The organism is Faecalibacterium sp. An192 (assembly GCF_002160175.1).
Classification (GTDB): domain Bacteria; phylum Bacillota; class Clostridia; order Oscillospirales; family Ruminococcaceae; genus Faecalibacterium.
Map to the genome: position 1 here is coordinate 19,764 of NZ_NFKB01000035.1, position 17,247 is coordinate 37,010.

A 17,247-nucleotide genomic window follows, 5' to 3' on the forward strand; every position below is an offset into this window, starting at 1 on the left:
AGCTGCCCGCCTCTCCTATTTTCAGGAGGTAAGCCTATGAAAACAATCAATCTGCAGTGGATTTATCCCCACTACCGGCATGACGAGTTTGTGGAGGTCAGCGATGAAGTTTGGGAGGTCATGCGGCAGGCCCAGCGCGAGATGAACAACTATGAGCGCCGGAAGGTCTACCACCGCGCCTACTACTCTCTGGACGCATATAGCTGGACGGAGAACTATGCGCTGGAACACGGCAGATCGCCGGAGGATATTCTGGTGGAGCGCGAGGAACGGGCCGCCCATCTGCGGCTGCTGGCCGCCTTGCCGGAGGCCCTGTCCCATGCCACCCCCACACAGGCCCGCCGCGTCCGGGCCTACTACATCGCCGGTATCAGCCAGCCGGAAATCTCCCGGAGGGAGGGCGTAGACAGCAGCAAGGTCAGCGTTGCCATCCGGCGGGGCCTGCGGAATATGCGCCGCTGCTATGACGGCCTTTTCCCGGCAGAGTGAGGGCGGGCCTATGCAGACGATCAACCTCAAGCAATATTACCCGTTCTGCACCGAGGACACCTTTGTGGAGGTGTCGGATGAAATTGTCGAGGCGTTCCTGCTGGACAAGCGGGCCGAGGCCGCCAGGGAGCGAAAGATGTACCGCTACAAGGCGTTTTACTCCCTTGACTGCAATGATGGGATTGAGAATGCCGCCATCGGCTGGGCGCAGCCATCGCCGGAGGATTGCCTGATGGAAAAGGAGGCGCAGGCCGAATATGCCGAACTGCTCCGGCGGCTCTATGAGGCCATTTCCTCTCTGACCCCAACGCAGGCCCGCCGCGTCCATGCCCGGTATATGCTGGGGATGAAAGTAAAGGACATTGCCGCGATGGAGGGTATCACCCCATCCCAGGCTGGGAAGTCCATCCATGCGGCGCTCCGGCGGCTGCGCCGGTACTTCATACGCCGGAAATGGACAAGCGGCCTATGAAAACCATCAACCTGAAAAAGTATTATTACCCCCTCTACGAAACAGACACCTTCATCGAACTGCCGGACGAGATTGCTGACGCCATCATGGAGGAATGGTGCACCGACCACAACTCCGAGCAGCGGCTTTGGAGCCATACTTACTCGATGGACTATTCCCCCGGCCTGGAATACCACCTGCTCTATCATGCCCTCTCCGCTGAGGACACTCTGCTGGAAGAAGAAACACGCCGGGAACAGGAAGAAGCCCATGAATTGATGTTGCAGCGGCTCCGGGAGGCCCTTGCCACCTTAACGCCCACGCAGGCCCGCCGCCTGCACGCGCGTTTTGTGGAGGGCAAGAAGTACCGGGAGATTGCGGAGGATGAGGGGATTGCCAGTGTGAGCCTTGTTACCAATACCGTCCGGGACGCCATTTTGAAACTGCGGAAATATTTTATCAAGCGCGGCTGGATGGAGCCGCTGAAGGAGGACGCGATATGCACAAAGAAATCACCACCCAAGCGAAACAGAAAAAAGACGAGCGCGAAGAAGTCCTGAAGGAAATCCGTCAGCTTGAGAATCGCCAGAAGATTTTGGAGAACAAGCAGCGCAACGAGGAACGCAAGGCCCGCACCCGCCGCCTGATTGAACGCGGGGCTATTTTGGAGGGCATTTTCCCTCTGGCCCCCGACCTTCCCGGCGTAGAGGTCAAGGCGTTCCTGATTGCCCTGTCCCATCTTCCGGGGGCGGCGGAACTGGCCGCAAAGCTGTCGAAATCCGGGGACAAGCCGTAAGTCCCTTGTTTACAAGGGCGCACTTATACACCGTTGCCGGTGTCGTGCGCCCTGCCGGGGGCTGTTGCGCTCTCCGAGCGCGATGGGGCGCTACACTCCCCAAACCCCTTGTGCGCCCCGCGCAGCCAGACACCCGCTTCGCGTCTGTCCGGCTCCACGGAGCCTGAATACCCCTCACCGAAAGGAGGTGCCACCTATAGATTTTTGTCATATCCCCGTCAGTATCATCAAGCGCAGCGAGGGCCGTTCCGCTGTTGCCGCAGCCGCCTACCGAAGCGGAACTAAGCTGACGAATGAATGGGACGGCCTGACCCATGATTACACCCGGAAGGGCGGCGTTGTCCATGCGGAAATCATGTTGCCCGCCCACGCCCCGCCGGAGTTTGCAGACCGCTCCACCCTCTGGAACAGTGTGGAGCAGATCGAGAAAGCCAGGGACAGCCAGCTTGCCCGCGAGATCGAGGCGGCCCTGCCCCGCGAACTGTCCAGGGAACAGCAGATTGCCCTTGTCCGGGCCTATGTGAAGGACAACTTTGTGGACAAGGGGATGTGCGCCGACTTTGCCATCCATGACAAGGGAACCGGCAACCCCCATGTCCATATCATGCTGACCGTCCGGCCCCTGAAAGAAAATGGCGCATGGGGCGCAAAGTGTCGCAAGGCATACGACCTGGACGAAAACGGCCAGCGTATCCCGGACGGGAAAGGCGGCTGGAAGAACCACCGGGAGGACACCACCGACTGGAACGACAAAGGGAATGTGGAGATTTGGCGGGCGGCATGGGCGGCCTATACCAACCGGGCATTGGAGGCCGCCGGTCATCCCGCTCTGGTAGACCACCGCAGCTACAAGCGACAGGGTATTGATAAAATCCCTTCTGTCCACCTGGGGCCAGCGGCCAGCCAGATGGAGAAGCGCGGCATACGCACCGACAAGGGGGAAGTCAACCGGCAGATCGCCGCCGACAACAAGCTGCTCAAGGAAATCAAAGCCCGCATTACCCGCCTCTACAACTGGTCGAAGGCCGAGGCCGAGAAGCCGGAGGGCCAGCAACCCAGCATGATTGACTTGTGGGAGGCCCAGCAGCAGCTCAAGCGGCCCGACACCCGCACCGGCAAAATCCGGGCTTTGCAGGAGGGCGCCGCCCTGTTCAGTTTTTTGCAGGCAAACGGTATCAAGTCAATACAGCAGCTCCATGATAAAATCTCCGACATGAACAGCAGTTACTATGACCTGCGGGGGAAAATCGTCCAGGCCGAGCGCCGGATCGCCACCTTCACCGAGCGCGGGGAGATGTGGGCGCAGTACAACGAGTACAAGGCTGTCCATAAGCAGCTTGCCAGGGTAAAGCCGGAGAAGCGGGAACTGTTCGAGCAGCGCCACAGCCGGGAACTGATCCTCTATGACGCGGCGGCTCGGTATCTGAAAGAACTGAAAGCCAGCGGCGAGGAAATCACCCCGAAGGAATGGCGGCGTGAGATCGACCTGTTGACCGCCCAGAAACAGGTGGACAGCATCGACATGAAAGCCATGCGGGAGGAACTGAAAGCCGTGGAACGGCTCCGCAAGGCCGCCGACCAACTGGCCCGCCAGGAACGGGACAAGCCCCGCGACCGGAGGCCGGAGCGGTAAAGGGTACGGCGCTTTGCCGACCCCTTGCGGTGCGTCGCGTTTCACGACACCCCTTTGCACAGAACTGTCAACATTCACTCGTGGAAGGAGATTGCCCTATGAAGCAGATTATTTTACCCGTCACTGTCCACCTGAATATCCGCCTGCCCCTTGCCCTCTTGCAGCCGGAACCGGCAGACGCGCCCACCGGTCCGGAGCCGGAGGCCCATGCCTGCCAGGGCTGCGGCAACTGCGGCGGGTGTGGGAAGTGCCAGCATGAAGAAAAGCAAGCCTGAACCCATCCCCGTCATGGACTACCGCCAGTACCGCAGAGCGCGGCGGCTGGTACATGAGTGCTGCAACTATGACGGCGGCAACTGTATCGCGCTGGACGATGGGGAGGAATGTGTCTGCGTCCAGTCCATTTCCTACTCCCTGTTGTGCCGGTGGTTCCGGGCGGCGGTGCTGCCGCTGGACAGGGAACTGGAAACGGCCCTGTTCCACCGCCTGGACGCCAAGCGGTGCGCCGTCTGCGGGGCGCTGTTCACCCCCGGCTCCAACCGGGCCAAATACTGCCCGGAATGTGCCGGACGCATGAAGCGTATCAAGGCCGCCCAGCGCAAGCGCAAACAGAGGGCTAAGTGTCACGCTTTAGGGGCCGAAAACCCCTTGTAAATCAAGGACTTTTTCGAGGGTGTCGGCAGGGGCCTGATACATTTATCCTCTGACCCCCAAAACGGCCCTCTAAATGCGTACAGAAGCCCAAAACGAACCCCAAGGAGGAACCCATGTCAGACAATCGAAAATATTACTACCTGAAACTCAAGGAAAACTATTTTGACGATGACTCCATCGTGCTGCTGGAAAGTATGCAGGACGGTGTGCTGTACTCCAACATCCTGCTCAAGCTGTATCTGAAATCCCTGAAACACGGCGGGAGGCTCCAGCTTGACGAGAATATCCCCTACACGGCGCAGATGATTGCCACCATCACCCGCCAGCAGATCGGCACTGTGGAGAGGGCCTTGCAAATCTTCCTGAAGCTGGGCCTTGTGGAAGTGCTGGACAGCGGCACTTTTTACATGAGCAATATCGAGCTGCTGATCGGCCAGTCCTCTACCGAGGCCGAGCGAAAGCGGGCGGCGAGGCTCCAAAACAAGACTCTTTCCGCGCCCCGGACAAACGGCGGACATTTGTCCGACATTCGTCCACCAGAGATAGAGATAGAGTTAGAGAAAGAGATAGAGATAAAGAGAGAGATAGAGAAGGGACACCCCGCCCGCACCTATGGCCGTTACCAGAATGTTTTCCTGACGGACGAGGAACTCGCAGACTTGCAGGCCAGCTTTCCCACGGTATGGGGCCAGTACATCGAAAAGCTGTCCGAGTACATGGCTTCTACCGGCAAGCGGTATCAGAGCCATGCCGCCACCATCCGGCGCTGGGCCGGTGAGGACGCCAGGAAAGCAGCCCCACCCTCCCGCAACCGGGATTACAGCGTAAAGGAGGATGAAACCGTATGATTGAGATTACCGCAGAAATCCGGGCGCTGATCGACAAGGCAGCCGCCGGTATGGAACTGGCCGGGGACGAGTACATAGACCCGGCAGACGGCCTCATTCACTGTAAGAAGTGCGGCGGCCAGAGGCAGACTGTTGTGCCATGCTTTGGGAAACCGGGCTACTTCATGCCCCGCTGTATCTGCCAGTGCCAGCGGGAGGCCGAGGAACAGCGCAAAGCCGCCGAGGAACGGCAGCGCCGCATGGAGCGGATCAGGCGCCGGAAGGCCCAGGGCCTGCAAGACCGCTATCTGTACGACTACACCTTTGCCAACGACAACGGCCAAAATCCCCTGATGGACAAGGCCCGCGCCTATGTGGAGAACTGGAAGGAGGCATACAAAAACAACACCGGCCTGCTGCTGTTCGGGGATGTGGGAACCGGCAAGTCCTTTTTCGCTGGTTGTATCGCCAACGCCCTGCTTGACCGGGATGTGCCTGTGCTGATGACGAACTTTCCCACCATCCTGAACCGCCTGACGGGGATGTTTTCCGAGGACAGGGCCGACTTTATCGCCAGCTTTGACGAGTACGACCTGCTCATCATTGACGATTTGGGTGTGGAGCGCAGCACCGAGTATGCGATGGAGCAGATGTTTTTCGTCATTGACAGCCGCTACCGCAGCCGCAGGCCCATGATTATCACCACCAACCTGAAGCTGGCCGAACTCAAGAACCCACCCGACCTGGCCCACGCCCGTATCTATGACCGCATCCTGGAACGGTGCGCCCCGATCCTCTTTGCCGGGAAAAACTTCCGAGAGGAAAACGCCGGGGCCACCAAACAGGCAGCGAAAGACATTGTGAACCGTAAGAGCGACTGATTGTTTTGCCGGACGGCGCAGCCCCGCCCGGAGAAAGGAGCGCCATGAACGAAGAAACCCGTACCATGCAGACCGCAGACACCACTCCGGCCAGAGCGCCGGAGGACGCCCCCGCGCTGGTAAAGAAAATCGGCAAGACCACCTACAAGGTGCGCGTCCATTTCAGCGACACCAGCACCGAAACCATGAGCGACAAAATCAAGCGTATGCTTAAAAACGAGATACAGCAGATGTGACCGGCTGATAAAGCCAGCCGCCTTGTGTTAAACTGGTGATGGTACACACCAAAACTTTTAGCCAAGGAGGACACAAAAATGCTGTACACAGAAAAAGAGAAAAATGAGATTGAGCGCGTCCGCAAAGTGTTTGAGAAACATATCCAGCAGATGACCGCTTATGATTTGGTTTGGTCGGACAAGGTCGGCTATGTGTGGCTGGCAATATCTATCGACCCGGTCTATATCGACACCGGCAACTGGATAGAGTCCGCTGCCGGTCTTTGTTATGAGTGCTTGAATGATATAGCACTGGATGTTTTCGGAATGACCGGAAACGACCATGACTTTGAGGACGCCGACCCGCTGGAACTGGCCGAGATTAAGCGGCGCTGGAAACCCTATATCGACCAACTGCCGGAATATGCGTACCTTTGCGACGAACTGTTAAGCAGGAGAAAATAACCCATCCGCAAAAGTGTCAGGAGCTAAAATCTGCTTCTGGCACTTTTTTTGTGGCTTTTTCGTGAATTTGATTAAAAAGTCCTTGACAACTCGTTTCGGGCAAGACCGCAAAGTCGATCCTCATTTCCTGCGGTGCCCGGCTGGCACCATTTGATATCGCGGAACTCCGTGAAATCACATCGTATGATGAGCTGGAGCTGGACACCCTGGGAGACCAGAAAACGGCTCTGTTCCTCATTATGTCCGATACAGACAGCACCTTCAACTTCCTGATCTCCATGGTTTACACCCAGCTTTTCAATCTATTGTGTGAGAAGGCCGATGACGTATATGGCGGGCGGCTGCCGGTCCATGTGCGCTGCCTGATCGACGAGTGTGCCAACATCGGCCAGATTCCCAACCTGGAGAAGCTGGTGGCCACCATCCGCAGTCGGGAAATCTCGGCCTGCCTGGTGCTGCAGGCACAGTCTCAGCTCAAAGCACTGTACAAGGACAACGCCGATACCATCATTGGCAACATGGACAGCCAGGTCTTTCTGGGTGGCTCTGAAACCACAACCCTCAAGGAACTGGCCGCAGCACTAGGGAAAGAGACAATCGACCTTTATAACACATCCGATACCCGCGGCAACAGTCCCAGCTACGGCACATCGTATCAGAAAACTGGACACGAGCTTATGAGCCGGGATGAACTGGCCGTCATGGACGGCGGCAAGTGCATCCTCCAGCTGCGCGGTGTCCGGCCCTTTTTGTCCGACAAATATGACCTGACACAGCACCCCAACTATAAGTTGACAGGGGACTACGACAAGAAAAATATGTTCGACATCGAGAAGTATCTCGATCACCGACTGAAACTAAGGCCATCTGACACCTACGATGTAGTGGAGGCAGACGAGGAATAAAAAAGCTCCCCTGGAAAAAGGGGAGCACTACATATACAGGGATAGGTGGCCAAAAAGGAAAGGGTGAGTTAGTTTAAAATCCGCATCATGTGGATGGTCAAGTAAATGATTTCTTCATGGGGAACTTCAACCTGCAAATTCTTTTGGACATAATCTGCGATTTTCTGGGCGCAGGACGCCGCCTGGGGGCATTTTTCCAGGACCGGTTCCAGGACCGACAGATCTTCGCTCCCCAGCATTTTCTGATCCAGCACCCGCTCAATGAAGTACTGCATATGGGTCAGAAAACGGGAATAGTGAAGTGAATTTTCATTGATCTTCTGCCCGCAGGACAACTGTACGATGTTGTAGATATCCTTCAGCATCCGCAGGGCCTGCAGGGTGCGGCCCATGTCGGGGTTTTCGGTCTGGGCGTTCACCAGGTGAAACGCAATATTGCCGGCTTCTTCTTCCGGCAGCTGGATCTGCAACCGCTGATTCAGAAAGGCGCGGATCTCCTGCGCTGCAGCATATTCCTGCGGGTAAAAGCGCCGCACCTCCCAAAGCAGACGGTTGGGAAGAATGATGTCTTTCTGGCTTCGCTCGATGGCGTAGACCAGATGGTCAAACATCGTGACAAACAGCTGATCGTTGAGACGGCCGGGAAACCGTTCGTATGCCATCTGCATGGCTTCCTGGATGCCTTCTGCCGTTTCGGGCGGCACATCCCGCAGCAGCTGCATATAGCGGCTGGCCGCATCCTCCTCCTGCAGGATATAGACCTTCTGGATGTGCTCGGCAGGCAGCTCTTTTCCCACCTGGCAGAAAAAGCGCAGCCCTTTGCCCATGACGATCTGCTCCCGGCCTGCCTCGTCGGCCGTCAGGATCATATTGTTATTCAGAACCTTCTGTACAATCATGCTCAGCCTCTTCCTACCAGCATTTTCTTCCATTTTACAGGTTTTTGCCGTTTTCTGCAATCACTTGTTTGTACCATGCGAAACTGTCCTTGGGGATGCGGCGCAGGGAAGCCCCTTCCTCCTCGCCTCGGTCCACATAGATGAAGCCGTACCGTTTAGCGTAGCCCTGATGGGTGCTGACCACATCCAGCGCCGACCAGGGGCAGTATCCCAGCATCTGGACCCCGTCGGTGATGGCTTCCCGCAGTGCGTGCAGATGCTGCTTGTAGAATTCGATCCGGTAATCATCGTGGATGCGGTCGTCTGCCTCCAGCACATCAGGAGCACCGATGCCGTTCTCGGTAATCAGAATCGGCAGGTGATACCGCTCGCAGACTTTGCGCAGGGTATAGCGGAACCCGGTGGGGTCAATGACCCAGCCGTATTTCGTCTTGCCGACGTAGGGGTTTTCCGCTGCACGATAGACGCCCTGCTCGCCCAGCATAATCTGCTGGTCACCGGCCCGGGCCGACACATCAGAGGCGTCCCCGTGGCTGGCAGCGATGGTGGCGGTGGAATAATAGTTCATTGCAATGAAATCGGGATTTGCACCAGCCAGAGTTTCACAGTCGCCGGGCAGGATGTCCGGCATCAGGCCGCGGTCTTCCAGATAGCGCACCGCCAGGGGGTGGTACCAGCCAAAGACCGGGACATCGGCAAAATTCCAGCAGCGCAGCACTTCCCAGTTGTGGGCGGCGATGGCGTCTTCGGGGCGGCATGTCACGGGGTACATGGCGGTCAGGTTCAGGGCGGGGCCGATCTTGGCCTGGGGGCACAGGGCGTGGCAGAGCTTCATGACCCGGGCCTGGGCCAGCATCAGATGATGGTTCATCTGGTAGAGGGTTTTGCGGTCCGGCAATACGCCGCCTTTGGGCAGACCAATGGCGCCAGGATGCAAGATCATGGTGTTTTGCTCATTGATGGTAAGCCAGTATTTCACATCGGAGCCGAACTCGGCAAACAGCACCCGGGCATAAGCTTCGAAAGCATCGATGGTGGCGCGGCTGGTCCAGCCGCCCTGCTGCTCCAGGCACCAGGGCAGATCAAAGTGGTACATGGTGACCACTGGCTCTATGCCATACTGTTTACAGGTGCGGATCACATCCCGGTAATGTTCCACGCCCGCCTGGTTTACTTCCCCGGTTCCGCGGGGGAGGATACGGGTCCAGGCAATGGAAAAACGATAGGCTTTCAGACCCATCCGGGCAAAAAGAGCAATGTCCTCCTTGTAGCGGTGGTAGTGGTCGCTGGCCACCGTAAAGTCGGCGTAGCCCGCCGGGTGCTCATACATATCGATGATGGAAGGACTTTTGCCGTCGGCATCCCAGCCGCCCTCCACCTGGTAAGCCGAAGTGGAAGCACCCCAGAGAAAGTTTTCGGGAAAGTCCAGCAGTTTCTGGTAAATCATATGGGACAACCTCCTGTATTACTCTGCAGTGAGCACCGTTTCGCCGGCCTGCACGTCCCGGCCGGAAACGGCCTGGACCGACTGGTAGTCGTCTGTGTTGGTCAAGAGAACCGGCGTAATGGTCTCGTAGCCGGCAGCCTCAATGGCTTTCCGGTCAAAATGCAGCAGCCGGTCGCCTTTGCGCACCCGGTCACCAGCTTTGACAAGGGCCTGGTAATATTTGCCCTGGAGATTGACCGTGTCAATTCCCACATGGATCAGCAGATCCATGCCGTTGTCGCCATGCAGCCCCACGGCGTGCATGGTGTCGGGCAGGGAAGTGACTTCGCCGTCCAGCGGAGCCAGAATGTCATCGCTGTCGGGCTGGATTGCCAGGCCGTCCCCCAGAATTTTCTGGGAAAAGACCGCGTCGTTTACCTCCTCCAGGGGGACGGCATGGCCGGACACCGGCGCAGCAGCCTGGGCCGTGCCGACAGGGGCCGGGCGGGTTTCGGCGGGCGTCTCCGCGGCGGCGGAAGGTGTGCTGTCGTCCACAGGGTCATCAAAGCCCAGAATCCAGGCGGCAGCAAAGCCTGCTGCAAAGGAAATCAGGCAGGTGATGACGGCATGAACGATGTTCATGGGGTTTTCGCCAATGAAAGCGGGCAGCGCGGCCAGGCCGGGGGAAACAAAGGCGTAGCGCACCAGGCCGGACAGGCCGGCGTAAATGCCTCCGATGCCGCCGCCGATCATCGAAGCAATGAGGGGCTTTTTCAGTTTGAGGATAACGCCGTAGAGGCAGGGCTCGGTGATGCCCATGACAGCGGTAAAGCCTGAGGAAGCGGCCAGCTGACGAAGCTGCTGGTTTTTGGTTTTGCAGGCGACGGCCAGGGTTGCGCCGCCCTGGGCGATATTGGAAGCCAGCATGCCGGGGCCGTTGACGATCTCATAGCCCAGGGAGGAAATCTGGACGGTGGCGATGGGGGTCATGGCCCAGGCGGTGCCGGTCAGGACCAGGAAGGGCTGGAAAGCGCCCATCAGCATGGGCAGCAGCCAGCTGGCCCGGGCATTGATGAGGTTGGCGCCGGTTTCGATCAGGGTGTTGAGGAACGCGCCGAAGGGACCGACGATAATCAGGGCAATCGGGGCAGAAATGAAGAGGATCAGCAGAGGCTTCACAAAGAACTTGATGACCGAGGGGGTGTACTTTTCAGCAAACCGCTCCACATAGGACATGATCCAGACGCTGAGGATCACCGGGATCACCGAGTAGGTGTAATCTACCAGACGAACCGGAATGTTGAAAAAGTCCACCGGTTCCCCGGCGGCTACCATTCCCAGCCAGGTGGGGTGAAGTAGCGCACAGGTCAGGGTCATGGCCAGAACGGGGTTGCATTCGAACTTGATGGCTGCGCCGTAGGCCAGCAGTACCGGCATGAAATAGAAGGCGGCATCCGAGACAAAGTTGAGGATCTGATAGGTGGAGCTGGCGTCCGACAGGCCGAACAGAACCAGGATCGAGAGCACCGCCTTAATCATACCGCCGCCGATCAGGGCCGGGATCACCGGCGTAAAGGTGGTGGAGATGACACTGATGATGCGGTTGATGATGGAGGGCTTCTTTTCAGGAGCGGGGTCGGCGCTGGAAGACGAGCTGCCGGTGGCGGTGCCGCCCATCTCGTTGATCAGAGCCCGGTAGGTGATGGGCACATCGTTGCCAACCACGACCTGGAACTGGCCGCCCTTTTCCACCACGCTGATAACACCGGGCGTTTTTTCAATGGCTTTGGCATCCACTTTGCTGCGGTCGTGAAACTCAAACCGGAGCCGGGTGGCGCAGTGGGTCAATTTGCTGATGTTTTCTGCTCCTCCTACCAAAGGCAGCAGATCATAAGCGAGCTTTTTGTAATCCATAAAAGATCTCCTTTCTGACAGCGGGGCCGGCTTCTCAGGCACAAAAAAGACCACAGAAAAACACACCGCTTGCGCGATGCTTTTCATGTGGTCTTGCCTGCATTACCAGTAACAGCCGTATTTAAGTTAATATGATGATAACAATGTTTTGATTTTTTGTCAATCGACACTTCGACTAAAAATATCGTGCAAAATTGTGCGCATTACCAGGCAAAGCGAATTCACCCCTTGCTTCCCGGATGAGGAAAAGGCAATCGAACAAGTGAATCGGTGCCCTTTTAAGCGAGGTCTTATTGCGTTGGTATGGGAAGTGTGTTTAATACATCTTTTGATCCTCCCACTCTCGGGAGGATTTTTTATTGCTCAGGCCCCAGGTGCACCGGCAAATCAACCCTGCTGCGGTTAGCAGCCAAAAGAATGATGATTTCAGGTGTGTACCGACCGGCCGCAAGTTCTTTTCAATTTAGGAGGAAACGACTATGGATTTTTTCAATTCGGCCATTGAGGTTCTGCAGACCCTTGTTGTTGCCCTGGGCGCTGGTCTCGGCGTGTGGGGCGGCGTCAACCTGCTGGAAGGTTACGGCTCGGACAACCCCGGCGCGAATGCTCATGTACGGTAAGGAAGCAAGCAACCGAAAACAAGAGATAGACCGCCAGCACTACACTATTCCGAACCAAAGACCAAAAGATAAGCATTGTGGGAAAATCTAAACTTTTGGATTTTCCTACAATGCCAACTACGGCGGAATCCCTCCCACTCCTTATATCTTTCTGTATACATTGAATTTGTATTTAGTAAAATGCAGACAACACCACGGATCGGCTTTTGGTTGGACAATTCCAACCAAACACCACAGCAGACAGCAGAAAACATTCTGAACGCTAGGAAGCCGGTATGATTGTTACATATAAGGGGAAGAAAAATTTCTTTTAGGTACTTGCTTTCCTAAAACTGATGTGATACAATGATTTAATCCAGAAAAGGAGTAAAAAATATGCGGCAAGGTATTCTTAAATAAAACTATAATCAAATAGTGGGAACAAAGGATTATGATAGCTCCTTTTGTAGGGGCTTAGTTTTTTGTACCCAATTTAAGAATACTTTTGCCTTATCAATTTTGACATATCCCCAAAAACAGCAATCACAAACAGGTGTATGCTGTATATGTGTATGTCCGCAACTTATAATCCCCAGTGGTAAAAGTATTTTACTGCTGGGGATTTTTATGCCCTTTGGGGCTGTAAAGGGAGGACAATCACATGAAAATAATCAATATTGGAATTCTTGCCCATGTAGACGCTGGAAAGACGACCTTGACGGAGAGCCTGCTATATGCCAGCGGAGCCATTTCAGAACCGGGGAGCGTCGAAAAAGGGACAACGAGGACGGACACCATGTTTTTGGAGCGGCAGCGTGGGATTACCATTCAAGCGGCAGTCACTTCCTTCCAGTGGCACAGATGTAAAGTTAACATTGTGGATACGCCCGGCCACATGGATTTTTTGGCGGAGGTGTACCGCTCTTTGGCTGTTTTAGATGGGGCCATCTTGGTGATCTCCGCTAAAGATGGCGTGCAGGCCCAGACCCGTATTCTGTTCCATGCCCTGCGGAAAATGAACATTCCCACCGTTATCTTTATCAACAAGATCGACCAGGCTGGCGTTGATTTGCAGAGCGTGGTTCAGTCTGTTCGGGATAAGCTCTCCGCCGATATTATCATCAAGCAGACGGTGTCGCTGTCCCCGGAAATAGTCCTGGAGGAAAATACCGACATAGAAGCATGGGATGCGGTCATCGAAAATAACGATGAATTATTGGAAAAGTATATCGCAGGAGAACCAATCAGCCGGGAAAAACTTGCGCGGGAGGAACAGCAGCGGGTTCAAGACGCCTCCCTGTTCCCAGTCTATCATGGCAGCGCCAAAAATGGCCTTGGCATTCAACCGTTGATGGATGCGGTGACAGGGCTGTTCCAACCGATTGGGGAACAGGGGGGCGCCGCCCTATGCGGCAGCGTTTTCAAGGTTGAGTACACCGATTGCGGCCAGCGGCGTGTCTATCTACGGTTATACAGCGGAACGCTGCGCCTGCGGGATACGGTGGCCCTGGCCGGGAGAGAAAAGCTGAAAATCACAGAGATGCGTATTCCATCCAAAGGGGAAATTGTTCGGACAGACACCGCTTATCAGGGTGAAATTGTTATCCTTCCCAGCGACAGCGTGAGGTTAAACGATGTATTAGGGGACCAAACCCGGCTCCCTCGTAAAAGGTGGCGCGAGGACCCCCTCCCCATGCTGCGGACGACGATTGCGCCGAAAACGGCAGCGCAAAGAGAACGGCTGCTGGACGCTCTTACGCAACTTGCGGATACTGACCCGCTTTTGCGTTGCGAAGTGGATTCCATCACCCATGAGATCATTCTTTCTTTTTTGGGCCGGGTGCAGTTGGAGGTTGTTTCCGCTTTGCTGTCGGAAAAATACAAGCTTGAAACAGTGGTAAAGGAACCCTCCGTCATTTATATGGAGCGGCCGCTCAAAGCAGCCAGCCACACCATCCATATCGAGGTGCCGCCCAACCCGTTTTGGGCATCCATAGGACTGTCTGTTACACCACTCTCGCTTGGCTCCGGTGTACAATACGAGAGCCGGGTTTCGCTGGGATACTTGAACCAGAGTTTTCAAAACGCTGTCAGGGATGGTATCCGTTACGGGCTGGAGCAGGGCTTGTTCGGCTGGAACGTAACGGACTGTAAGATTTGCTTTGAATACGGGCTTTATTACAGTCCGGTCAGCACGCCGGCGGACTTCCGCTCATTGGCCCCGATTGTATTGGAACAGGCATTGAAGGAATCGGGGACGCAGCTGCTGGAACCTTATCTCTCCTTCATCCTCTATGCGCCCCAGGAATACCTTTCCAGGGCTTATCATGATGCACCGAAATACTGTGCCACCATCGAAACGGCCCAGGTAAAAAAGGATGAAGTTGTCTTTACTGGCGAGATTCCCGCCCGCTGTATACAGGCATACCGTACTGATCTGGCCTTTTACACCAACGGGCGGAGCGTATGCCTTACAGAGCTGAAAGGATATCAGGCCGCTGTCGGTCAGCCGGTCATCCAGCCCCGCCGTCCAAACAGCCGCCTGGACAAGGTGCGCCATATGTTTCAGAAGGTAATGTAAAGATACATAATCGTCAAGACGGCAACAATCAGAAGTTATGGAGGGTAACAATGGAATATAGTAAGGAAGATTTAATGGAAGCAAAAAAGCAAATTTGGGGAGTGGGAGAGAACATGGGAACAGAGGAAAGTAAAAAAATCTGGGAGGAGAACGCACAATTTTGGGATAATGCAATGGGTGACGAATCTAATGAATTTCACAGAGAGGTAGTGCGTCCCAAAGTAACGGAACTTCTATCTCCTAATCCTGCGGATTACATTTTGGATATTGCGTGTGGCAATGGAAATTATTCTTCGTATCTTGCACAAAGAGGCGCTTCGGTTGTCGCTTTTGATTACAGCAAAAAAATGATAGAATTGGCTAAAAGACGGCAATCACAATATGCAAAACAAATTGAATTTTGTGTGGCGGATGCGACCGATAGAAAAAGTATATTAGAATTAAAAAGAAATCGAGCCTTTACGAAAGCAGTTTCTAATATGGCAATTATGGATATTACGGATATTGAACCACTTCTTATGGCTGTTTATGAACTGTTGCAGGAAAGCGGAATTTTTGTCTTTGCAACGCAACACCCTTGTTTTGTCACGTTGACTGAAAAATATATGACACCGCACAGTTACTATGATATAGCGATTGAAGGGCAACCGAAAGAGCAGATTTATTATCATCGTTCCATACAAGATATTTTTAACCTTTGTTTTAGAGCTGGATTTGTCATTGATGGATTTTATGAAGAATGTTTTAAAACCAACAAAGAAATTCCTATGGTAATGATAGTAAGGCTTAAGAAGGTAAAACGTGATAGCTTAAAATAAATTCAAGTTTGTCGGGTAAATAGCAAACCCAGCCGAGCCAGTCAACGGTCAAGATGAACGGCGCATATGCGCAGCCGTTGACAGCCCCGCCCGCCTTTGCTGGTAGGCAATCAAGGGGCGACAGCAAGAAGTGCCACCGCCCCGCACTATTATTCAGAAAGGGGAATTTCCATGACCGACCAGATAGCCTATCAAGAATATATCCAGCGCAGGTACAACGCCTTTTGCAAGACTGTTATCCGCTGTGCCGCCTTGGACAAGATTTTGAAGCTTAAACGGCAATGGGAACGGCAAGTTTCCCTTGACTATCTGATGAACGAGAAGTTTGTCCAGTTTGCCGCGTCGGAGCCGGACGAGGAATACCCATTTACCGTCTGCGGTCAGACCGTCCTGCTCTGCAACGCCGCCCTTGCCGACGCGATCTCTGTTTTGCCGGAGCAGACGCGGGAAGAAATCCTGCGCTATTACTTTCTGCGCCAGCCGCAGCGCGTGATCGGCGCGTGTATTGGCCGGTCACGCAGCACAGCGGGGCGGCATATCCAGCTTGCCTTGCAGCGGCTACGCGAAGAAATGGGGGTGAGCCGGTATGAGTAGACTTCTCCCCTATGAAACAATCCTCAAAGCCCGTGAGGGCGACCCAGAAGCCGTGAACGCTGTCCTGCTCCACTACGCCGGATATATCCGCTATTTCTCAAAAGTGAACGGGCAGGTCAACGCCGAGGTGGAGGACTATGTAAAGCAGCGGTTAATTGACTGTCAATTCAAGTTCCGGCTTGACGAACCACCGGACAAGTCATAAAAACTGAATACCAGCCGCCACCGACGCGGCCAGCGAAAGCAGTAAGTCTTGAAAAAGATTTACTGCTTTTTTTGTTGTCCGGCTCCGCTCCCGGCCATTTTGCCCCCTGCCGGTTGTAGTAGTAAGCGAGGAGGGAATTTTTCTGCCCTGGTGTTTGGCATTTGGAGCATTTACCCGTAGTAGAGGGCAAAGAGAAAGGATTTCTCCAACACCGGGTAGAAACCACTGCGTCCGGTGTCATTTTAGCGAAAGCGGGCAGGAATGCCCTTTACAGGATTAGTAGTAGCAGAAAAAGAGAAACAAACTTTTGTGGTTGCAGTTTTCCAAAAAAGTGGCGGACGGAAGTGAGAGAAAGTTTGCAGTCACGGAGAGCAAGTTTCTACCACGGTGCCAAAATCCGCAATTCTGCAGTTTTGCCCCTCGCGGGAAACTTGTTGGGGAGTGCCTTCCCCAAACCCTGCTATGCGGCTTGCGCCGCAAAAATATTTCCGCAACGGCTACCCAAAAATTTTTAATGTACCCCCTGTTTTTTGCCCCAAAAATGTCCGTTGTAAAGTGAAGGGAGGTTTACAGACCATGCCAAAGAAATACAACACGCCCCACCGCAGCCGCGTTGTGAAAACCCGGCTGTCCGAAGATGAATACGCCGACTTCACAGCGCGGCTTGCGCCCTATGGTATCAGCCAGTCCGAATTTCTCCGGCAGGCGATACGGCGGGCGACCATACGCCCGGTTGTCCATGTGTCGTCGGTCAATGACGAGTTGCTTTCCGCTGTCGGGAAGCTGACAGCCGAGTACGGCAGGATCGGCGGCAACCTCAACCAGATTGCCCGGTATCTGAACGAGTACGGCGCACCCTACAACGCGCTGTCCGGCGAGGTGCGCGCCGCCATAG

20 protein-coding genes and 1 pseudogene are annotated in these 17,247 nt (G+C 54.9%); 18 read left to right on the forward strand and 3 right to left on the reverse strand.

What is annotated here, in order from left to right; translation table 11 throughout:
* Window positions 1–36: 36 nt before the first annotated feature.
* From B5F27_RS11030 to B5F27_RS11080, 12 genes and pseudogenes are all read left to right on the forward strand, one after another.
* Window positions 37–489 carry an RNA polymerase subunit sigma-24 gene (locus B5F27_RS11030; protein WP_087367627.1) on the forward strand — a complete coding sequence of 151 codons (453 nt, stop codon included), beginning with the start codon at window positions 37–39 and terminating at the stop codon, window positions 487–489.
* Between the two features lie 10 nt (window positions 490–499).
* Entirely contained in the window at window positions 500–961 is a 462-nt protein-coding gene (locus B5F27_RS11035; RefSeq protein ID WP_002596397.1) for a sigma factor-like helix-turn-helix DNA-binding protein, read from the forward strand.
* The gene (locus tag B5F27_RS11040; RefSeq protein ID WP_087367630.1) at window positions 958–1,500 is read left to right on the forward strand and encodes a sigma factor-like helix-turn-helix DNA-binding protein; all 543 of its coding nucleotides are present in this window, start codon (window positions 958–960) and stop codon (window positions 1,498–1,500) included. Before B5F27_RS11035 ends, B5F27_RS11040 begins: the two co-directional genes overlap by 4 nt.
* Window positions 1,440–1,736 (forward strand): DUF3847 domain-containing protein, encoded by a 297-nt coding sequence (locus B5F27_RS11045; protein ID WP_087367633.1) that lies wholly within the window; start codon window positions 1,440–1,442, stop codon window positions 1,734–1,736. The genes B5F27_RS11040 and B5F27_RS11045 overlap by 61 nt, the downstream gene beginning before the upstream one ends.
* Window positions 1,737–1,923: 187 nt before the next feature.
* The gene (gene mobQ / locus B5F27_RS11050) at window positions 1,924–3,369 is read left to right on the forward strand and encodes a MobQ family relaxase (RefSeq protein ID WP_087367636.1); all 1,446 of its coding nucleotides are present in this window, start codon (window positions 1,924–1,926) and stop codon (window positions 3,367–3,369) included.
* Window positions 3,370–3,467: 98 nt separating this feature from the next.
* Complete coding sequence (locus tag B5F27_RS16955) at window positions 3,468–3,644, forward strand: hypothetical protein (RefSeq protein ID WP_002596503.1); 177 nt, start codon at window positions 3,468–3,470, stop codon at window positions 3,642–3,644.
* Window positions 3,625–4,023: a cysteine-rich VLP domain-containing protein gene (locus B5F27_RS11055; RefSeq protein WP_087221679.1), complete on the forward strand. Its 399-nt coding sequence runs from the start codon at window positions 3,625–3,627 to the stop codon at window positions 4,021–4,023. The genes B5F27_RS16955 and B5F27_RS11055 overlap by 20 nt, the downstream gene beginning before the upstream one ends.
* A 113-nt stretch (window positions 4,024–4,136) precedes the next feature.
* Window positions 4,137–4,871, forward strand: a complete 735-nt coding sequence (locus B5F27_RS11060; protein WP_087367639.1) for a phage replisome organizer N-terminal domain-containing protein — start codon at window positions 4,137–4,139, stop codon at window positions 4,869–4,871.
* Entirely contained in the window at window positions 4,868–5,731 is an 864-nt protein-coding gene (locus B5F27_RS11065) for an ATP-binding protein (RefSeq protein WP_087367642.1), read from the forward strand. The genes B5F27_RS11060 and B5F27_RS11065 overlap by 4 nt, the downstream gene beginning before the upstream one ends.
* 44 nt (window positions 5,732–5,775) lie before the next feature.
* Entirely contained in the window at window positions 5,776–5,967 is a 192-nt protein-coding gene (locus B5F27_RS11070; RefSeq protein ID WP_087221673.1) for a transposon-encoded TnpW family protein, read from the forward strand.
* Between the two features lie 78 nt (window positions 5,968–6,045).
* Window positions 6,046–6,411, forward strand: a complete 366-nt coding sequence (locus tag B5F27_RS11075) for a hypothetical protein (RefSeq protein ID WP_079545346.1) — start codon at window positions 6,046–6,048, stop codon at window positions 6,409–6,411.
* A gap of 86 nt (window positions 6,412–6,497) precedes the next feature.
* Window positions 6,498–7,316 (forward strand): annotated as a pseudogene (locus B5F27_RS11080) (TraG/TraD/VirD4 family protein); the annotation flags it as partial.
* Window positions 7,317–7,384: 68 nt separating this feature from the next.
* Here the strand turns inward: B5F27_RS11080 and B5F27_RS11085 are convergent.
* From B5F27_RS11085 to B5F27_RS11095, 3 genes are read right to left on the reverse strand one after another with little or no spacing between them, the layout of a single operon-like run.
* Window positions 7,385–8,215 carry a PRD domain-containing protein gene (locus tag B5F27_RS11085; protein ID WP_087367648.1) on the reverse strand — a complete coding sequence of 277 codons (831 nt, stop codon included), beginning with the start codon at window positions 8,213–8,215 and terminating at the stop codon, window positions 7,385–7,387.
* 34 nt (window positions 8,216–8,249) lie between these two features.
* Window positions 8,250–9,662 (reverse strand): glycoside hydrolase family 1 protein, encoded by a 1,413-nt coding sequence (locus B5F27_RS11090; RefSeq protein ID WP_087367651.1) that lies wholly within the window; start codon window positions 9,660–9,662, stop codon window positions 8,250–8,252.
* Window positions 9,663–9,680: 18 nt separating this feature from the next.
* Window positions 9,681–11,555: a beta-glucoside-specific PTS transporter subunit IIABC gene (locus B5F27_RS11095; RefSeq protein ID WP_087367654.1), complete on the reverse strand. Its 1,875-nt coding sequence runs from the start codon at window positions 11,553–11,555 to the stop codon at window positions 9,681–9,683.
* A 479-nt stretch (window positions 11,556–12,034) separates the two neighbouring features.
* Here B5F27_RS11095 and B5F27_RS11100 point away from each other — a divergent pair, with 479 nt between their 5' ends.
* The 6 genes from B5F27_RS11100 to mobC form a co-directional block, all read left to right on the forward strand.
* Entirely contained in the window at window positions 12,035–12,175 is a 141-nt protein-coding gene (locus B5F27_RS11100) for a Maff2 family protein (protein WP_087367657.1), read from the forward strand.
* Between the two features lie 640 nt (window positions 12,176–12,815).
* A complete protein-coding gene (gene tet(W) / locus B5F27_RS11110) occupies window positions 12,816–14,735 on the forward strand; it encodes a tetracycline resistance ribosomal protection protein Tet(W) (protein WP_002586627.1) in 1,920 nt (639 codons plus the stop codon).
* Window positions 14,736–14,785: 50 nt separating this feature from the next.
* Window positions 14,786–15,553, forward strand: coding sequence for a class I SAM-dependent methyltransferase (locus B5F27_RS11115; RefSeq protein ID WP_002586626.1), 768 nt, complete (start codon window positions 14,786–14,788; stop codon window positions 15,551–15,553).
* A 171-nt stretch (window positions 15,554–15,724) separates the two neighbouring features.
* Window positions 15,725–16,147, forward strand: a complete 423-nt coding sequence (locus B5F27_RS11125; RefSeq protein WP_002586616.1) for a sigma-70 family RNA polymerase sigma factor — start codon at window positions 15,725–15,727, stop codon at window positions 16,145–16,147.
* A complete protein-coding gene (locus B5F27_RS11130) occupies window positions 16,140–16,352 on the forward strand; it encodes a helix-turn-helix domain-containing protein (protein WP_002586615.1) in 213 nt (70 codons plus the stop codon). Before B5F27_RS11125 ends, B5F27_RS11130 begins: the two co-directional genes overlap by 8 nt.
* 576 nt (window positions 16,353–16,928) lie before the next feature.
* A partial coding sequence (mobC, locus tag B5F27_RS11140; RefSeq protein ID WP_144066516.1) for a plasmid mobilization relaxosome protein MobC occupies window positions 16,929–17,247 on the forward strand: 319 nt, incomplete at its 3' end.

What these genes read in the sequence shown, in the direction of transcription:
- B5F27_RS11085 (WP_087367648.1), bottom strand. Translation starts at nt 8,215, where the DNA reads ATGATTGTACAGAAGGTTCTGAATAACAATATGATCCTGACGGCCGAC.
- B5F27_RS11090 (WP_087367651.1), bottom strand. Translation starts at nt 9,662, where the DNA reads ATGATTTACCAGAAACTGCTGGACTTTCCCGAAAACTTTCTCTGGGGT.
- B5F27_RS11045 (WP_087367633.1), top strand. Translation starts at nt 1,440, where the DNA reads ATGCACAAAGAAATCACCACCCAAGCGAAACAGAAAAAAGACGAGCGC.
- B5F27_RS16955 (WP_002596503.1), top strand. Translation starts at nt 3,468, where the DNA reads ATGAAGCAGATTATTTTACCCGTCACTGTCCACCTGAATATCCGCCTG.
- B5F27_RS11115 (WP_002586626.1), top strand. Translation starts at nt 14,786, where the DNA reads ATGGAATATAGTAAGGAAGATTTAATGGAAGCAAAAAAGCAAATTTGG.
- B5F27_RS11130 (WP_002586615.1), top strand. Translation starts at nt 16,140, where the DNA reads ATGAGTAGACTTCTCCCCTATGAAACAATCCTCAAAGCCCGTGAGGGC.
- B5F27_RS11055 (WP_087221679.1), top strand. Translation starts at nt 3,625, where the DNA reads ATGAAGAAAAGCAAGCCTGAACCCATCCCCGTCATGGACTACCGCCAG.
- B5F27_RS11070 (WP_087221673.1), top strand. Translation starts at nt 5,776, where the DNA reads ATGAACGAAGAAACCCGTACCATGCAGACCGCAGACACCACTCCGGCC.
- B5F27_RS11040 (WP_087367630.1), top strand. Translation starts at nt 958, where the DNA reads ATGAAAACCATCAACCTGAAAAAGTATTATTACCCCCTCTACGAAACA.
- B5F27_RS11095 (WP_087367654.1), bottom strand. Translation starts at nt 11,555, where the DNA reads ATGGATTACAAAAAGCTCGCTTATGATCTGCTGCCTTTGGTAGGAGGA.
- B5F27_RS11060 (WP_087367639.1), top strand. Translation starts at nt 4,137, where the DNA reads ATGTCAGACAATCGAAAATATTACTACCTGAAACTCAAGGAAAACTAT.
- B5F27_RS11035 (WP_002596397.1), top strand. Translation starts at nt 500, where the DNA reads ATGCAGACGATCAACCTCAAGCAATATTACCCGTTCTGCACCGAGGAC.
- B5F27_RS11030 (WP_087367627.1), top strand. Translation starts at nt 37, where the DNA reads ATGAAAACAATCAATCTGCAGTGGATTTATCCCCACTACCGGCATGAC.
- B5F27_RS11075 (WP_079545346.1), top strand. Translation starts at nt 6,046, where the DNA reads ATGCTGTACACAGAAAAAGAGAAAAATGAGATTGAGCGCGTCCGCAAA.
- B5F27_RS11065 (WP_087367642.1), top strand. Translation starts at nt 4,868, where the DNA reads ATGATTGAGATTACCGCAGAAATCCGGGCGCTGATCGACAAGGCAGCC.
- B5F27_RS11100 (WP_087367657.1), top strand. Translation starts at nt 12,035, where the DNA reads ATGGATTTTTTCAATTCGGCCATTGAGGTTCTGCAGACCCTTGTTGTT.
- B5F27_RS11125 (WP_002586616.1), top strand. Translation starts at nt 15,725, where the DNA reads ATGACCGACCAGATAGCCTATCAAGAATATATCCAGCGCAGGTACAAC.